Source organism: uncultured Fibrobacter sp. (genome assembly GCF_947166265.1).
In the GTDB taxonomy this organism is placed as follows: Bacteria; Fibrobacterota; Fibrobacteria; order Fibrobacterales; family Fibrobacteraceae; genus Fibrobacter.
In genome coordinates, this window is the sequence record NZ_CAMVDO010000014.1 from 1 (window position 1) to 16,365 (window position 16,365).

Sequence of the window (16,365 nt, forward strand, 5' to 3'; positions counted from 1 at the left end):
ATCCATCCAGAAAGCCTGCGAAAGCTACCGCATCACCGACGAACAGAAGAAAATCTTGCGCGGGTTGAAATAATCCCCCAACGTGAGCAACAAACGTCTCCAAAAAGTCCACATTTGACATTTAGTCATTTTGGGGATATATTTAAGGGTATGATTGGCTTTGGAAAAAAATTTAAGGTTTCGCGCATGGCAAAGGCGGGCGCGGCGCATGTTACGGTGCGTTTTGCGGCACATGCCACGTTGCGTTCTGTTGCTCTCGCGGCATTGCTGGGGGCGGGGCTTGCATCGCAGGCATTTGCGCAGACAAAAGTAGTAGTGGACCCTGGCAAGCGCTACCAGGTTTTCGAGGGCTGGGGCTCCAGTCTTTGCTGGTGGGCCGTGAAGGCGGGCGCCTGGAGCGAGGCGAATCGGGACAAGCTGATTGGCGCGATTGCGGATCCTGATACGGGTCTTGGCTACACGATTTTCCGTTACAACATCGGCGGCGGCGACCAGCCGGGGCATAATCACCTCACGAAGGGCGATGGCGCCGCGGCGGTACCCGGTTACAAGCCTACCGAAAGTGGCGACTTTGACTGGACGGCGGATCCGTACCAGCGTAACATCGCCTTTGAGCTCGCGAAGCGCGTAAAGGACCCGATTTTCGAGGCGTTCAGCAATTCGCCCCCATGGTGGATGACCAAGAGCGGGTGCGTCTCGGGCGGCAACAATGGCGCCGACAACCTGAAAGAAGATTACTTCGATGATTTTGCCGATTACCTTTCCGAAGTAGCGCTCCATTTCAAGAAGGAATGGGGAATCACGTTCCGCACAGTGGAACCATTCAACGAACCGAGTGCCGGCTGGTGGAAAGCGAACGGCGACCAGGAAGGTTGCGGTTTCAAGAATAACCAGTCCAAGATGATTGTGGAACTCGGCAAGGCGCTCGAGGCAAAGGGCCTGTTCCCCGAAACTTCGGTGAGTGCCGCCGACGAAACGAACATCGGCGATGCGCTGAACCAGTTCAACGGTTACAGCAGCGAGGCTCTTTCCTACATGTTCCAGGTGAACACGCACAGCTATTCCGGCGGCGAGAATCGCGCAAAGTTGTTCAATGCGGCGTTCGCCAAGAATAAGCGCGTGTGGCAATCCGAAACGGGACCGCTCCACAAGAGTGGCGACGAAAATATCGCGCTCTGGATGGCGGGCGTGATTCTTGCGGACCTCCGCGACATGAAGGCGAATGCCTGGGTGGACTGGCAGCTCGGCGACCCAGCGGAAAACTGGCGCACCTTTGCGCTGGATCATAAAAAGGAAACTTTCACGCCGAATGCTCGCTTTTATATGCACGCGGCCTTCAGCCGCTTTATTCGGCCGGGCTCGCGCATTATCGACAGCGATAACGGCAATACGCTCGCGACGCTGCGAGAAGATGGCGCTTTGGTGCTCGTGGTTCGCAACAGTGGCGAAAGCGACGTGAAGTACGAATTCGACTTGCGCGGGTTTGACAAAATCGGCGCAAGCGCGAAGGTGGTACGGTTCGAATTGCCGGGCAGTTTAAATGAGCAATCCGATATCGCGGTGTCGGGGAAGACGCTTTCGATGACGGCACCTGCACAGACGATTACGACGATGGTGATTGACGGCGCCGAAGGTGGCGTCTGCAAGCCGGATACGATTGTCCCGTACGTGAAGGTGCATGACGGTGGCTGGAACGAAACCACTGACGTGAAGCCGAATAAGGGCGACTCGCTAGTAATTGGGCCACATCCGTGGGAAGGCGGCCGCTGGGTTTGGAGTGGCCCGAACAATTTCACTTCGACCGACCGCGAAATCCGCTTCAAGAATCTTGACGGAAAATCAAGCGGCTACTACAAGGCCGTCCACACGAATGCCTTGGGCTGCGAAGCCTCCGTAACCATCAAGGTGGTGGTGGATGATCCGGAAAATCCGTTCGTGGAACCGGACACGACCAAGGAAGACTCTACCACGGCGACAGGGAACCGCAATCTTGTGGGTCTCGAAATCCGTCCGAACGAGCCGATTCAGGTCTTTGACATGCAGGGCCGATTCCTGGGCAAATCGCTAAAGCTGGCTCCGGGAAATTACCTTGTCCGCGAAGGTTCCCGCCTGCGCCAAATCCGAATCAAGTAATTTTCACGTTGTTTTTGATAAAATAATGAGGATAGTCAAAAATTTTTGCTATCCTTTGTTTATGCTTTTACAAACAACCGCTCAAAAAATCGTCTTTTCCCTCCTCGCCCTGTTCCTCCTCGTTACCACGGGCAAGGACTGGTTCGACTTCTATTCCTGCGGCGCGGTAAGCCAGTGCCTTTCCGAAGCCGGAACCCTCCAGCTTTATACCAAGTCCGTCATGACGACGTTGCTGACGGTGCTTGCCTTTATGAAGGCGCCGAGTGCTTTCTGTAGCAGGGACGGTAAGCTGCTGCGTATTGCGTTTGTGTTTTCGCTCATCGCCGATTATTGTTTCAGCTTGACTACGGTAATCGCCCCTAATTCTGGATCCCTCGGCACCCTTTTGGGAATATCCTTTTTTATGGTGTTTCAGACGGTTCTTATTTATAGGCATTCCCGCACCTCCGAATCGGATACTAAACTTCCGCGGGTATATGCTTTGCTTGCGATCGCTGTTCTTGCGGGGATTATCTTGCTTGCGACAGGAACCCTGGAACTCACGGTAGCGATCGTCGTTGTTTACGGCGTGTTTGTCGTTACCTCCATGATCGTGGGTATCCTTGCTCCGCGAAAGGAATATTTCCCGTCTAAAAACGCCCTGTTTGTCCGTTGGGGTATGGTCGCCTTTTTCTGCTGCGATGCATGTGTAGGCCTTTCCATGGTTACGGGCGAAAATCACAGTGCTTTGCAGGCCGTGGCCGAAATTGCAAATAACCTAATCTGGTGGTTCTACGTGCCGGCCCAGCTCATGCTGATTCGCGCTTCCGCAAAACCGGAATAGAATTCGGTCCGCGCAACCTGAATAAGGTGCTGTCCGCAAAACGGCTCTACGCCTTGATTTCCTTGTTTAAAATTTTCTGGCTACGGATGGCGACTGTCGGATGTTCGCGATAGATGGCCGCAAAAAGTTTCGTGTAGGGAATCTCGCTTGTGGCAAGGTCACGCATTGCGGCCTTCGCCACTTTCTTGCCGAGCTTTTCAAAGGCATAGTGATCGGCTTCGTATTCCTGGTGCCAGCAGTACAGGTGAAATACCGTGCGGAACGGAATTGCGGCCAGGTGCAGCCACAGTACCGCTTCGACAAGTGACATTTCGCGGCTTGCGAGCAAGAACGCGAACAGCCACACGGCAAGCAGAAGCAGGGCGATCTTGGCGAGGTTCCGCAGAATCCCGTGTCGCAGTTCCGCATGTCCTTCTTCGTGCTTTTTCTGGAATTCGCTTTCGGCAGGGGCCTTCCGGTGTTCCGGTAACGGGACGATGTCGTTTACCAGGGGAATCAGGCGCAGCAGGGCAAAAACGCCTCCACGCATCTGCGTGAGTCTGCGTTCACGAATTTCGAGCGTAAGCCTCGCGGCAATTTCCAGAATCAGAAAGATTCCGAGCAATGTCCACGACAGGTTCATTCAGGCCTTGCCGTTTTCACGATGGTTCCGAGCCGACGCAGCTTTTCTTCGACGCGGGCCTTTTCCCATTCCGAGAAACCCTTGTCAATGGGGTGTGCGTCGTCGTAGTCGTCAAAGATGGCGCGTCCGCGTTCGTTGTCCTTGTCGAGCCCGTGGGTCACGCGTTCGTACCAGTCCTTTTCCAGCTGGCGGTAACGCTTGAAAAGTTCGTCGAATGTCTCGGGGAGCGACACCGTGCGCATCACGTCCTTGTTGGTGTCGTTTGTCGCGAGGCGGCGCAGTTCCTTGACCGGTTGCGTTTGCAGGTTCACGTCGTTAATGACGAGGGATATGATCTGTTCCAGGGCGTAGCGTGCGAGGTATTCCTGGTAAGTCCTGAGAGCCTGTTGGCGTACGCGTTCACGCAGGAAATTTTCTCCGAGTCCGTCGATGTGTTCCTTGGTGTATATGTCGCGGACGGTTGTCACTTGCAGGCGCTGGTAGGCGTCGTAGACGTAGCGAACGGTATCGGGGCTAAAGATCGTGTAGAAAGAAGACGGAATGATTCCCTTGCCGCGCAGCGAATACTTGTAGAGGTTGCGGTCGAGCGCGTAGGCGTTGTTCGCGTAGTTCCAGCCGGGTACGATTTCATTTAAGCGCGGGGCGACTCCTACGAGTTGCGGGTCGCCGGGGCGAATGAGCGAGAACGGGAACTTGACGCGCTGCGGGAGCGTTGTAAGTCCGGTCGCAATCAAGGTAAAGGGCGATTCTCGGAAGTTCGCGGGGAACTTGATGTTCACGCCGAGTCCAAAGAACATGCCAAGTCCTGGCATTACTTCCTGGTCGGGCATGCGTCCGGTGTGGTTGCTGCCGACATTTGCGCCGTAGCCCAGGTTGCCGCATCCGTCGGGCCAAAGGGCTGCAATCAAGAGCGAATGGTGATGCATCTGGGTCAGGGGGCCCACGTATGAACTGTTCACTTCGCCTTCCTCGATGTGGCAGCACGGAGCGATAATCGACGACTTGACGATTGCCTTGCATGCGATGGTGGTACGGCTCATGAGGACCGATCCCTGCACTTCCGCGCCCGTATGGATCGTAACGCTTTTTTGCACGTTCGAATTTTCAAGAATCACGGAGTCGTAGACGTGGCTCGGTTCTTCGAGGGACGAAAGCACCACGGAGTTCCTGATTTTTTCGGCGCCCTCGATGCGGGCGTGAGCTCCGATCCAGCTGTTGCGAATAATGTTTGTGTTGCAGACCACGGCGCCCTTGCCCACCACGCCGAACGGGAACGCGGTTTCTTCGCGGTAGGCGCGGAGCTGTTCGTCGAATGCCGCCGCGACTTCGGGGTCCGGCTTATGGAAAAGCTGCGCCTCGATAAGTTCCGTCGTGATTTCGGGGAAAACGGTAACCTTGCGTCCACCCATTTCGTTCCCCACGTGCATGGCGTTTCCGACCATGTAGCTGATTTTTCCGCTACTGACGATAGAACCTACGTTCTGGATGACAGCGCTGCTTCGGACCAGGATGTTGCTGAGCATGGCCACCTTGTGGACCAGTGCGTTTTCGATAATGCAGTTGTGGACCAGGCTGTCGTAGATGCCTGTCGGGAAAGACACGTCACCCGGCAGCAAAAGCGTTCCGAAAAACTTTGGCAGGTAGACTTCGCCCATGAACGACGAACGGATAATGCGGTTCGGGTCGAACTCGTTTTCGACCATGACCTTTTCCCAGGATTCGGAACGGTTGCCGTTTCTTTCAAGAATCTGGATTTCGTCGGATGTCAGGGGACGATATTTGGTTCTCGATGCGAGAATGGTCCTGAAGTTTTCGACCGAGGAGGCCAAAACACTGGCCTTGAGCGCTTTTTTCAATTTCAACAATCGTTGCATGACTCAAAAATAGCCTAAATTTGACTCGATGATGAAAAAGTTCCTATTCAATTTAATCAGAAAACGCAAGTATGATATTTCTATCTACACCGAAGAAATATTCGAACGCCGTTGTCAAGAGGAAATCATTCGAAGCGACGAAGACAACAGCTACTTTGTGTATCTGGAATTTGATTTTGAGACCCTTCGCAAGGAAATGCCGGAAGACGACGACTTCAACCTTTTCTGGGATATTTTCCTTGCCGCGCAGAGCAAGGGTGGACGCAGCAGCGACATCATCGGATTTTTGGAACATGACTCCGGCTTGGGCCTGTTGCTCCTGGATACAAAGATCGAAGGCTGGAATCGCGTCAGGGGCCGTATCGAACAGATGGCCGTCGTGCACGATTTCAAGATCGACATGCAGGACCTTCTGAACAAGGTCGTAAGGCCCATCATCTACCCGGCATGCATCCAGAACATCGAAAATGCTGAACCGCAGCCGAGTGCCGCCCAGGCTTAAGTTCAATGGTCAAGAAAGTCCTCGTTATCGGTTCCGTCTATCCGCGTTTTCACGAAGACGCCGAAGTCCCCTGGTTGCGAACCTCTATTGCGCACCTCAAAAAGGCAGGACTTGACATACAAGTTCTCGCTCCCGCGTACAAGGGCCTGAAAAGCCACGAAATCGACGGCGTCAAGGTAAACCGTTTCCGCTACGCGCCCGCCGAATGGGAAATGCTCACTCACGAAGAAGGCGCTCCCAGCAAAATGGCGAGCAAGCCCTGGCTGCAGCTTTTGGCGATTCCCTACATCATCAGCGGTTTTTTCAAGTGCATCAACATTTGCCGCAAGTTCCGGCCCGACGTGATTCATGCCCACTGGCCGTTTCCGCACGCCTATATTGCGCTCGGTGCCGCTAAGTTATTCAGAATCCCGCTGGTCCTCAATTTCCACGGGGCGGAACTCCTGCTCATCCGCAAGAAAAAGTGGGTGAAACCTCTCCTCAAGTTTGCCATCGGGCAGGCGCAGGCCGTTTTCGCGAATTCAAGCTTTACGGCCGGTAAAATCAAGGCGCTCCGCGATGTCGACGTTGAATGGAGCCCGTACGGAACAACGCTAGAGACGAAAGACGAGAGACGAGAGACGAGAGATGGGGGAAGTCTCCCCCTCGCTCCTGCCGCTGACGCGGCATCCGCTACCCCTTCTAGCGGGGACACCCCGCAACGCCCCGATCCGCATCCGGTAAATAGCAAATTTAAAATCCTCTTCGTGGGCCGCCATATCGAACGCAAGGGAATCTGCTACCTGATTGAAGCCGCGAAGTACCTGCCGCGCGACCAGTTCGAAATCCGCATCGTGGGCGTCGGTGACCTGACGGAACAACTTAAAGAACAGGCCGCAAGCGTCATTGCGAGGAACGTAAGTGACGAAGCAATCCAGAGCGGCTTTGCCGCTCAGTCTGCCGAAATCATTTTCACTGGCAAACTTTCTCCCGAGGCACTCGCGAACGAATACAAGACCGCAAATGTCTTCACGCTCCCGGCCATTGTCGATAGCAAGGGCGATACCGAAGGTCTCGGCGTCGTGCTGATCGAGGCGATGGAACTCGGACTCCCCGTCGTCGCAAGTAACGTGGGCGGCATTCCCGATGTCGTTGTCGATGGCGAAACAGGAATCCTCGTTCCCGAAAAAGATCCGAAGGCTCTTGCCGAAGCTTACAAGCGTCTAGCTTCGGATAATGAACTTGTGAAAAAGCTGCTGGCGGGCGCCCAGAAGCGAATCGGCGAATGTTTCAATTGGGACCGCATCGTAGAACGTCAGATTGCCGTCTACGAAAAAGTCCAGAAGTAATTTTCAAAAAATTTAAATGATTGCGGGCTTGTACCCGAGCAGTTTCATGCTGTAAAGGGCCGTCCCTTTGCTGATGCTGCGTACACCCGTGGCGTAGCCGAAAATCTTTCGCAGCGGGACGTCCGCCTTCAAAAAATGCGTCTTGCCGTCACCGCCGATTTCTTTCACCTTGCCGTCGCGCGACTGGATGTCTCCGGTCACGAGTCCCGCGAAGTTGACGGGGCATTCGAGCGAAAGTTCCATGATGGGTTCGAAAAGCTGCACGTCGGCGGGTTTAATCAGCTTGACGACCGCGTCGGCGCATGCCTTCTTGATCATGGGCGGCAGCGCCCCTTCGGTCCAGGTGAACTCGTGGACTTCAAAGCAGACGCCTACAAGGGGCCCCTTGCCGAGAACGCCGATTTCGGTCGATTCGAGGAGCGCCGAGCGCACGCCCGCCAAGATTTCACGCGGGGCGTTTTCGAGGAATTCTGCGGAGAGACGGATGTCGTGTGCGTCACCTTCGAGCGGTGTCGCCGAAAGCTTTATCGAAATTTTATGCGGGCCAATCTGGAACGTGTTTTCGACGGGGCCGACATTTCGGCAGAGGCGTTCCTGCCAACGCACCTCGGGTTTTCCTGCACGCACCTCGCAGCCGAACTCGCGCTTGAGGCGGGCAAGCAGCACGTCCAGCTGCACTTCGCCTACGGTATGCAGGTACCAGAATCCGCCGTCGTCCTTCTGAACGCGGAAAGAGGGGTCCATGCGGCTGAGCGTGCCTAGACTCTTTTCCACGTGATGGTAATCATCGGAGCCCAGGCACTCCACGCGCGTCTGCAGAAGCGGCTGGTACTTGTCGCGGATAGAGGAGTCTGGTTGCGTCTCCTCTCTCTCGTCTCTCGCCTCTCGTCTCTCGTCTAAATAAATCACCTGTCCAAGTTCCGTCTCGAACGGCGTTCGCATCGCGTAAATGTCGCCGGAGCGGATTTCGTCCACGGGCTGCAACAAGTTGGCTTTCAGACGAGAAAACTCAAACCCCGCGGGCCATTCCTTGCGTTCCATGTCCGTGTGGCTGCGGAAAAGCGAAATTTCGCCCACGCCCTTAAAGTGTCTAAGGCGAATCACCTGGCCAAGCTCGTTTTCGTTAAACTGGGGCGCGTCGGGTAAAAAGAAGGAAAGCGCCGTCAACAGGCTGCGGACTCCGAAGCCTTCCATCGCAGAGCCTGCATAGCAGAGGGCGTAGTCGTCATTCTTCGCTAGTTCCTTGAGCCCGCGCAAAAGCTGTTTCGGCGCGACCGCCTTTCCTTCGAGTGCAAGCTGCAAGATTTCGTCGTCGAAGTTGCTCGCGAATTCCACTGCCTCTGCATAATGCTTCTTGACTTTTTCGGTAGAATCGCTCACTTCGCCCGGTTGCGGCCAGCTGTCGTCGATAATTTCTTCGCCGGATTCCGAATGTACCAGGCGGCTTCTGCTCAGTATGTCGAGTACACCGCTAATCTTTCCGCCCTTGTATTCGGGGAGGGTCATGAGTACCGGGCGTACGCCCAGGACTTCTTCGATGTTGATCAGCGTTTCGTCTAGCGAATAGTCGGGGTTGTCCAGCTTATTCACGAAAAGAATCGTGCGGACGCCCGCTTCGCGGAGTTTACGGAAGGCGGCGACGGTCTGTGTCTCGACACCGCTCGCTGCACTCACCACGAGTACGGCGCCTTCGACCGCCGTGAGTGCCGTATCTACTTCGGCGCCAAAGTCCACGTGCCCCGGCGTGTCGATAAAGTTGAACCAGGTGTTCTTCCATTCGAAATGTGCAACGCCGCTCTCGATGGTGATGCCGCGGTCCTTTTCTTCGGGCAGGTAATCCATCGTGGCAAGGCCTTCTTCCACGCGGCCCGGCCGGCGAACTTCGCCCGCCGCAAAAAGGATTCGCTCGGAAAGGGTCGTCTTTCCGGCGTCTACGTGGGCAAGGATTGCGATGTTTCGAATCGGCTGAGTCATGCGCCCTACTTTTTCAGTTGTTCTTCAAGGGCGGCAATTCGTTGCGACAGTTCAGCACAAAGCTTTTCGAGTGCATTCAGTCGGGCGTCGTGTTCACGGTCCTTTTCCGATTGGCGGCGCAGTTCCGAATCCTGCGTCTTGTTGACGCTGTCTACGGAATTCAGGCGGAAATCGTGTTCCGCATCCTTGGCCACCTGGGCCTTCAACCTGAAATCCTGTTCGCGTTCCTTGCTGTACAGTGCGTCAATGCGAACATCGTGTTCGTCATCCTTTTCTTTTTGCATATCCAGGCGCGCATCATGTTCCTGGTCTTTACGCTGGAGCTCACGAATTTGTTCTTCTTCAAGATTCATAATGACCTCGTGTAAAGGAATCCTATAAATTAATGTAGAAAAACCGCAACCGCCTTATGCGCCGAATTCGTTTTCGTCAAGGCTTAACTCGTTCTCGATCGCCGCCTGCTTGCGCTCCGCCGTTGCGTCGAGCGCCTCGGCATGTCCGCGCAGTGCTGCAAACGGGTGGAAAATCTTCGCGCGGTCTTCCACGTTCATCCGCGGGTGCTTCATAAGGAAGTTCCAGTCGTTCCGCGGATACGGCAAGTCGATTATATCTGAGTAATTGTCTCTCGTCTCTCGTCTGTAGGCTCGGAGAGCCGTTCTTTCGTCTAAATTAGGCACGGTGTCCCCCGATTTGTCCGTTGCGTTCCACGGTTGTGGCGCCTTCTTGCAGGTCCATTCCCTTCACGATGGCATTCTTGCCGAACCGTTTCTTAATCAAAAGTTCCGCCTTCAGGCGTTTCTTTTCGCGTTCCTGTTTCTGCACGTCGGTGAACAGGTCGTACTGTTCGTGGCTTGCATCCACGATGTCGGCGGCCACAAGATTCAATCGCCGCACCGTAAGCTTCGGGTTCACGATGCGGTCAAAAAGTTTCATCACGGCATCGGCCATCACCGTCTGCGAGCTGGTGTAGTAGCCGATGTTTGCCGTACCGTGGGCTGGTTTCGGGAGAATGCGCCCGTAAACATCCATCACGGTTTCGCCGTGGTAAATCCCCTTGTCCACGTTTTCGCGGTCGTAGCCGACTGTAAGCACCATGGCGTTTGTCACCAGGTCGTGCGCCACTAAGGTCATCGAAACGGTATCGACCATCTCGCGCACCACAAGTCGCGCCTTGTCGAACGGATACGGGTCCTGTAGCACTTGGCCTTCGCCTGTGCTCCTGTTGCGCGGTTTTGCCTTCTTGATGTCTGCAATCGTGCAGGGTTCGTAACCCCAGGCGTGGTCAATCAAAATTTCCGCATTGACGCCGAAAAGCTTGTACAGGCCTTCGGGATTTTTCACGCTCACGCGGGCGATGTCTCCCATCGTGTAGATTCCGCGCCCCGCATTCAGTCTGCAATTCTCCAGCCGCTCCGCAATGCCGCGTCCCACCTGCCAAAAACTCGTAATCGGCCGGTGCGCCCAGAGTTGCCGCCGGTAACTCATCTCGTCGAGTTCTGCGATTCGGACGCCGTCGCTGTCGGCTTCGACGTGCTTTGCCATCACGTCCATCGCGATCTTGCAGAGGTACAGGTTGGTGCCGATTCCGCCTGTCGCCGTAATTCCCGTGGTCGTGAACACATCCTGGATAATCGTCTTTACCAGTTCGCGGGCCGATTTCTTGTAAAGCTTGAGGTATTGCGTCAGGTCCAGAAAGCATTCGTCAATGGAATACGCGTGGATATCCTCGGCGCTTACGTATTTCAAGTAGACATTGTAAACCTTGGTGGAGTATTCCACGTATTTTGCCATCTGCGGCTTTGCAATCGTGAATTCGATCTTTTCGCCGGTTTTCCGCTGCACCTCGCGCACCTTCTGGTTCACCTCGAAAAGTCGCGCTCGCCCGGGAATCCCGTATGCCTTTAACGCAGGCGTCACCGCGAGGCAAATCGTCTTTTCGGTGCGGCTTTCGTCTGCGACCACGAGCTTCGCCTTTAACGGGTCAAGCCCCCGGAGGATACATTCCACCGAGGCGAAAAACGACTTGAGGTCTATGGCGGCGTAAGTGCGGGGCATTGTATTAAATATAGGAAGGTCTTAAACCAAAAAATACACATTTGTGCAGGCAATGTTGAAAAAATTGCAACGGAAATAGTAAGAATTTTAAAATATGTAAACATTTCCTATCTTTTTTTGGGTAAATTATGGGTATGCCCGAAGTATTAGACTATTTGGAATACCGCGAGTTCTTGAGAGACTGGTTTGTCGAAACCAAGAAAGGCTGCCCTTTCACCTCGTACCGCTACCTTGGCCAGAAAACCGGCGTGGACCCGGCCTGGCTTGTACGTGTGTTCCAGAAAGAGGGGCATTTGAACGAGGGCACGCTCCCCGCGTTCATCCGGTTGTGCGGCCTGGACGATCGCCGCGCCGAATATTTCAAGACTTTATACCGTTTCAACAAGACGAAGGCGAAGCAGACTCTCTCTGAGCTGTATTACAGGCTGATGGAACTCCGTTCCATGGAAACCCGTATCCTTTCGACTCCCGAGCTTTCGTATTTTGGCAGCTGGGCCTGTGCGGCCCTTCGCGCCCTTATCGGCATTTCCAAGGACACAAGCGACGTTGGCAAGCTTGCCAAGGGGCTGAATCCGCCCATTTCGCAGGACGAGGCGCGTTCCGCCCTCGGCATCCTGAAACAGCTCGGGCTCGTGGTCCCCGACAATAAGGGCGGCTGGAACATTACCGACCAGATCATCAGTACCGGCGGCGAAGTCAAGAGCCAGGCCGTGCGCGATTTCCACAGGCATACGCTTGAACTTGCCCAGGAATCGATCGATCGCCATAAACCCGAAGAACGCGATATTTCGTCGGTCGTGTTTACCGCCGAAGAAGCGGACCTGCCCGAAATCCGCCACCGTATCGAGGAATTCCGTCGTGGCCTTTTGCAGTTCGCCCGCCAGAGCGAACGTGCCGACCGTGTATACGCATTGAACATAGCGATGTTCCCCCTGTCCGACAAGGTGGACGACCCTGACACGGGCTCTACCCCGCAAAACAAGGGGGTATAATGCGCAGTACACCTTTATTTTTGTATCTTTCGGATGTGTTCCGCAAAAACTTGAACATTTCCCGTATGGTAAAAACGGCGTCTTCTGCTGCGCTGACCCTTTCTTTGGGATGGGGTCTTTTGGCGTGCGGCGAAACCAAGACGGCGGGAGGTGGCTCCAGCGGTTCCGAGGCCGGTAATGCCATTACGGCACAGATCATGACGGCGGATAAAAAGCCTGCTGCCCAGGCAAGGGTGCGCCTCATGGATAGCGAAAGCCTAGACGGTGCCGACGCCTACGAAGCCGAAACCGACAAGAAGGGCTACGTGACAATCGAAGGCGTTGCCGACGGCGACTATACGTTCGAAGCTAAGCTCGATGGCGAAGCCTTGCAGCTGCAGGTCAAGGTAGAAGGCGACAGCGTCGTCGACCTTGGACAGGACCAGCTTAAAAAGATGGCTAAGGTCTCGGGCAACGTAGGTGACGAGTCTGCGAACGGAACGGTCAAGGTTCGCGGCATGGAACATTCCGCGAAGGTCGAAAACGGCTCTTTCTCCCTGGATTCGCTTCCCGAAGGGGCGCTGAGCCTTGTGTTCATTCCCGATGCGGGGCATGACACCAGCAGCACCTACCTCAAGGTGGTTGCCGGGAAAAAGTCGACTTCCAGTACGTTCGCCGAAGAATCCCGTGCGCTTTTGCTGGACGATTTCCAGGATTCCAACTACCAGAACCGCTTTATGCCCGCGCGTACATACGATGGCGGCTGGTGGTATTTTGATTATTCCTCCAAGAACGTGACCCCGAGTTTTATTGTTGGCAAGGAACACCGCTTTACGCTTGAAGACTTGGACGGCAACATCGTGGCTCATGTGGAAGCCGAATTCGGGGACGCTGTCGAGGATTCCACGGGAGTGCATTATCCCTGGGCTACCGTCGGTATCGAACTGGGCAAGAGCGACAAGGCTCTCTGCAACGACATTTCCTCGGTCGACTCGATTGCATTCCGTATCAGGGGCAAGGGCGCCATTGTCTTTGCCGTTATCGAAGCGAAACCTCAGCTAGAAAAGCAGAAAATAATTGCTCAGTACGAACACGCGATGTCTGCGGACTGGGAACGCGTGAGTGTGCCGCTTGCCGATATTATTGCCCCGAACGCTTCGTACAAGTGCGTGAACCAGCTGAACTGGAATTTCAAGGCGACCGTTCTTGACCCGACCGTTGAATTCTGGCTCGACGATATCGAACTTATCGGTGGCGACCGCCTCTCTATCTGGGAAAAGTAATTTCCTTCGTCGTTGCGAGGAACGAAGTGACGAAGCAATCTAATGGAAACATAGTCCATTCGGTTACAAGCAACCAGGTTGACATCTACAGGTATTTGGAAGTCGTGGTGCGCAAGTACGCCTCCACGACTTTCTTGCGCCCGGTGGCGGACCATACCCGCGAATCGTTTGAAAAGGCTTGCGAATTTGTACGTAACTATGCCGCTAGGGATTGCGAAGCGCCTGTCCCTCTTTCGCTGGTTCTGGATTCTGGGTGCGGTACGGGGGAGAGTACCATCCATCTGGCAAAGCGTTTCCCGGGAATTCCGGTGATCGGAATCGACAAGTCGTCGGTGCGCCTCTCGAAGGCGGGAAATGAGCGCCAGCTAGAAAATGCGATGGAAGATGCCGCAGGTGAATCCGCTGAGCTAGACCAGATGCAGGTTCCGCCGAACGCCTTCTGGGTTCGCGCGGAACTGCTCGATTTCTGGCGCCTCGCACTCGAAAAGGTCGTGGCGGGGGAGTGGAAAATTCTGCATCATGCGCTCTACTATCCGAATCCGTGGCCCAAGGAAAGCGAGGCGACAAGGCGATTCCACTTGCATCCGATTTTCCCGACGCTCTTGCGTCTGGGGGCCGCAACGGAGTTGCGGACCAACTGGGAAATCTACGCCCGCGAATTCGCGGAAGCCGCCCGCGTAGCGGGCGGGGCGCTTTCACTTTGTTTGTCCGTAGAATGTGACGAATTCACCCCCGACGTTCCAGAAACCGCCTTCGAACGCAAGTACAAAAATGCGGGCCAGTCGCTTTTTCGCGTCCTAGTCCGCCATAATTCTGAAATCCGAAATCCGAATTAATTACATCCTGTCCTTAATCCACTTGAGGAACGCCTTGTTGTTCCTGGTGAACTTGACTTCTATAGTGGCGCCATCCTTCACGATAAATTCCGAAAGCCCGTACTTGCTGTTCGGATTCCCCCAGTCGTAGGTGTAGCCGAGGCGCGTCCAGGGGTACCCTCCGTCCTTGCGGTAGGCGGTGGAACTCGTCTTGTCGAACCAGTTCTTGAACCACATGGCGTTTTCGCTCGTGTCTTCTTCGAGCGAGTTGGAGAACGCGTTGTTCATCAGTCCGCTGTTGATTTCGGGGTAGTAGGCCGGGCGGAAAACGTCGGAAACGTTTGCCCAGAACACGGTGAAGTGGCTGTTGTTCGTTTCGGGCGACATGCCCAGAAGCTGCTTGAGTCGTAGGTCCCAGTTATCGACCTTCTCGTGGTTTTCGCGGAACCATTTCACGAATTCCTTGTCGGTGAATCCCCAAATGACCTTTTCAGTATGCGTTACCGTCTGCCCGTCCTTGAAGGCTTCGGGGTTGTTGTGCCAGGTCACAAGAATCACCTGCGAGTTGTCGCCGCTCAGGGTCGCCATATCGGAACTTCCTTCGATAGAAACGAGCGGGTAGATGTTTTCGGCGGTCAGCTGCTTTGCGTCCTTGACGGCGGCGTTGAACTGTTCGCGGTTGAGCGAGTCGCGGTCCATGAAGGTGACCACGTTCCCCTTGGTGTCAATGACGTCGCAGTAGGGAATGTTCGGGAAACCTGCAGCGACTTCGTTTTTCTTGAAGAAGTCGAGCAGCAGGGCGTCGTTATGGGAAAACAGGTTGTCGTTTTCGAGGAAAGAAATGACGATCTTGCAGAAACCCTGGTCGGGAATCTTCACGGCGTAGGGGAAAGCCTTCTTGCCGTGGTCGGTCGTGTCGAGCGTAAGCTTGGTTTCGTCTTCTCCGCAGGAATATTCGTAGGTGTAGAGCGGGGCGATTCCCGGCTTCATTTCGCTGATAAAGAGGTTGTCCTGCTCGTTGCTCCAGCCGGACTTGACCATGATTTTCTGCTGGCCAAGCGTCATGAACTGCGGCATCACGTTTTCGCAGTAGAAGGCGGACTGGCGGAATACGCCAATGATGCCGGTCTTGTTGCGGTAAACATCGGGGTCGCTCGGCTTGATTCCCTTGGAACAGCCGGAAAGGAGCGCTACAATCGATAAAGCTACGGAAAGGAACGTTTTCTTTTTCATGGCCGTAAAATATATAAAGAATGCGGCGGGGATTTTTCTATCTTTGGGCAAGTCAGTTCGAAATCCATCCTGACTCTAAACAAAACTAGGAGCCCCATGAAAGATTCTCTATTGATCCTCTCCGGAGGAATGGACAGTACCACGTTGCTCTACGAGCGTGCCGAAGACATTGCGCTTGCGGTCTCGTTCGACTATGGCAGCAACCACAACGACAAGGAAATCCCCTTTGCAGGCCTCCACTGCGAACGGCTCGGGATTCCGCACATCACGATTCCGCTGAAGTTCATGCACGACTATTTTACGTCGTCGCTGTTGTCGGGTGCGGACGCGATTCCCGAAGGGAACTACGCGAACGAAAACATGAAGTCGACCGTGGTGCCTTTCCGCAACGGGATTATGCTTTCCGTGGCGGCGGGCCTTGCCGAAAGCCGTGGCCTTTCGAAGGTGATGATGGCGAACCACTTTGGCGACCATGACATTTACCCGGACTGCAGAAAGGAATTCGTGGACAACATGTCGGCGGCCATTTCCGCGGGCACCTACGCGAAAATCACCATCGACGCTCCCTACACGCAGATTTCCAAGGCCGACATCGCTCGCCGTGGAAAGCTCCTTGGAATCAACTACGCCGAAACCTGGTCCTGCTACAAGGGCGAGAACATTCATTGCGGTAAGTGCGCAACCTGTATCGAACGCAAGGCGGCGCTTGCCGAGGCAGGAATCGAAGATACGACGGAGTACAGGGCATGAGT

The 16,365-nt window shown here is 54.7% G+C and carries 15 protein-coding genes; 8 read left to right on the forward strand and 7 right to left on the reverse strand.

All coding sequences use genetic code 11. The features are described 5' to 3' along the window. Positions 1-150: 150 nt before the first annotated feature. Together Q0W37_RS08645 and Q0W37_RS08650 are read left to right on the forward strand one after the other, a co-directional pair. On the forward strand, positions 151-2,133 hold the full coding sequence (locus Q0W37_RS08645) for a glycoside hydrolase (RefSeq protein WP_297700603.1): 1,983 nt from the start codon (positions 151-153) through the stop codon (positions 2,131-2,133). Positions 2,134-2,194: 61 nt separating this feature from the next. Beyond that, positions 2,195-2,956: a hypothetical protein gene (locus tag Q0W37_RS08650; RefSeq protein WP_297700605.1), complete on the forward strand. Its 762-nt coding sequence runs from the start codon at positions 2,195-2,197 to the stop codon at positions 2,954-2,956. 46 nt (positions 2,957-3,002) lie between these two features. Here Q0W37_RS08650 and Q0W37_RS08655 read toward each other — a convergent pair whose 3' ends face one another. Both Q0W37_RS08655 and Q0W37_RS08660 read right to left on the reverse strand, forming a co-directional pair. Further along, positions 3,003-3,560 (reverse strand): M48 family metalloprotease, encoded by a 558-nt coding sequence (locus Q0W37_RS08655; protein ID WP_297700607.1) that lies wholly within the window; start codon positions 3,558-3,560, stop codon positions 3,003-3,005. Between the two features lie 14 nt (positions 3,561-3,574). After that, entirely contained in the window at positions 3,575-5,452 is a 1,878-nt protein-coding gene (locus Q0W37_RS08660; protein ID WP_297700609.1) for a DUF4954 family protein, read from the reverse strand. Positions 5,453-5,480: 28 nt separating this feature from the next. Between Q0W37_RS08660 and Q0W37_RS08665 the strand changes: the two genes are divergently transcribed. After that, positions 5,481-5,954 carry a hypothetical protein gene (locus Q0W37_RS08665; RefSeq protein WP_297700611.1) on the forward strand — a complete coding sequence of 158 codons (474 nt, stop codon included), beginning with the start codon at positions 5,481-5,483 and terminating at the stop codon, positions 5,952-5,954. 5 nt (positions 5,955-5,959) lie between these two features. Continuing rightward, positions 5,960-7,282 (forward strand): glycosyltransferase, encoded by a 1,323-nt coding sequence (locus Q0W37_RS08670; RefSeq protein ID WP_297700614.1) that lies wholly within the window; start codon positions 5,960-5,962, stop codon positions 7,280-7,282. A 12-nt stretch (positions 7,283-7,294) separates the two neighbouring features. Here Q0W37_RS08670 and Q0W37_RS08675 read toward each other — a convergent pair whose 3' ends face one another. Genes Q0W37_RS08675 through Q0W37_RS08690 form a run of 4 tightly spaced genes read right to left on the reverse strand, consistent with a single transcriptional unit; the run spans position 7,295 to position 11,311 of the window. Beyond that, complete coding sequence (locus Q0W37_RS08675; protein WP_297700616.1) at positions 7,295-9,256, reverse strand: GTP-binding protein; 1,962 nt, start codon at positions 9,254-9,256, stop codon at positions 7,295-7,297. A gap of 5 nt (positions 9,257-9,261) precedes the next feature. Beyond that, positions 9,262-9,609 (reverse strand): hypothetical protein, encoded by a 348-nt coding sequence (locus Q0W37_RS08680; RefSeq protein WP_297700618.1) that lies wholly within the window; start codon positions 9,607-9,609, stop codon positions 9,262-9,264. A gap of 54 nt (positions 9,610-9,663) precedes the next feature. Next, entirely contained in the window at positions 9,664-9,933 is a 270-nt protein-coding gene (locus tag Q0W37_RS08685) for a hypothetical protein (protein WP_297700620.1), read from the reverse strand. Next, on the reverse strand, positions 9,926-11,311 hold the full coding sequence (locus Q0W37_RS08690) for a DNA methylase (protein ID WP_297700622.1): 1,386 nt from the start codon (positions 11,309-11,311) through the stop codon (positions 9,926-9,928). Before Q0W37_RS08690 ends, Q0W37_RS08685 begins: the two co-directional genes overlap by 8 nt. Positions 11,312-11,445: 134 nt before the next feature. Between Q0W37_RS08690 and Q0W37_RS08695 the strand changes: the two genes are divergently transcribed. From Q0W37_RS08695 to Q0W37_RS08705, 3 genes are read left to right on the forward strand one after another with little or no spacing between them, the layout of a single operon-like run. Then, positions 11,446-12,303 (forward strand): TIGR02147 family protein, encoded by an 858-nt coding sequence (locus Q0W37_RS08695; protein ID WP_297700624.1) that lies wholly within the window; start codon positions 11,446-11,448, stop codon positions 12,301-12,303. After that, positions 12,303-13,565, forward strand: coding sequence for a carboxypeptidase-like regulatory domain-containing protein (locus Q0W37_RS08700; protein WP_297700626.1), 1,263 nt, complete (start codon positions 12,303-12,305; stop codon positions 13,563-13,565). Before Q0W37_RS08695 ends, Q0W37_RS08700 begins: the two co-directional genes overlap by 1 nt. A gap of 26 nt (positions 13,566-13,591) precedes the next feature. After that, the gene (locus Q0W37_RS08705; RefSeq protein ID WP_297700627.1) at positions 13,592-14,401 is read left to right on the forward strand and encodes a methyltransferase domain-containing protein; all 810 of its coding nucleotides are present in this window, start codon (positions 13,592-13,594) and stop codon (positions 14,399-14,401) included. Here the strand turns inward: Q0W37_RS08705 and Q0W37_RS08710 are convergent, their stop codons facing one another. Beyond that, positions 14,402-15,613, reverse strand: coding sequence for a hypothetical protein (locus Q0W37_RS08710; RefSeq protein WP_297700629.1), 1,212 nt, complete (start codon positions 15,611-15,613; stop codon positions 14,402-14,404). A 96-nt stretch (positions 15,614-15,709) separates the two neighbouring features. On the opposite strand from Q0W37_RS08710, the gene queC reads away from it, so the two are divergent. Next, the gene (queC, locus tag Q0W37_RS08715; RefSeq protein ID WP_297700631.1) at positions 15,710-16,363 is read left to right on the forward strand and encodes a 7-cyano-7-deazaguanine synthase QueC; all 654 of its coding nucleotides are present in this window, start codon (positions 15,710-15,712) and stop codon (positions 16,361-16,363) included. Positions 16,364-16,365: the final 2 nt, after the last annotated feature.

Coding starts and splice junctions, on each gene's coding strand:
- Q0W37_RS08645 (WP_297700603.1), top strand. CDS start 151: ATGATTGGCTTTGGAAAAAAATTTAAGGTTTCGCGCATGGCAAAGGCG.
- Q0W37_RS08650 (WP_297700605.1), top strand. CDS start 2,195: ATGCTTTTACAAACAACCGCTCAAAAAATCGTCTTTTCCCTCCTCGCC.
- Q0W37_RS08660 (WP_297700609.1), bottom strand. CDS start 5,452: ATGCAACGATTGTTGAAATTGAAAAAAGCGCTCAAGGCCAGTGTTTTG.
- Q0W37_RS08665 (WP_297700611.1), top strand. CDS start 5,481: ATGATGAAAAAGTTCCTATTCAATTTAATCAGAAAACGCAAGTATGAT.
- Q0W37_RS08670 (WP_297700614.1), top strand. CDS start 5,960: ATGGTCAAGAAAGTCCTCGTTATCGGTTCCGTCTATCCGCGTTTTCAC.
- Q0W37_RS08675 (WP_297700616.1), bottom strand. CDS start 9,256: ATGACTCAGCCGATTCGAAACATCGCAATCCTTGCCCACGTAGACGCC.
- Q0W37_RS08680 (WP_297700618.1), bottom strand. CDS start 9,609: ATGAATCTTGAAGAAGAACAAATTCGTGAGCTCCAGCGTAAAGACCAG.
- Q0W37_RS08690 (WP_297700622.1), bottom strand. CDS start 11,311: ATGCCCCGCACTTACGCCGCCATAGACCTCAAGTCGTTTTTCGCCTCG.
- Q0W37_RS08695 (WP_297700624.1), top strand. CDS start 11,446: ATGCCCGAAGTATTAGACTATTTGGAATACCGCGAGTTCTTGAGAGAC.
- Q0W37_RS08700 (WP_297700626.1), top strand. CDS start 12,303: ATGCGCAGTACACCTTTATTTTTGTATCTTTCGGATGTGTTCCGCAAA.
- Q0W37_RS08710 (WP_297700629.1), bottom strand. CDS start 15,613: ATGAAAAAGAAAACGTTCCTTTCCGTAGCTTTATCGATTGTAGCGCTC.
- queC (WP_297700631.1), top strand. CDS start 15,710: ATGAAAGATTCTCTATTGATCCTCTCCGGAGGAATGGACAGTACCACG.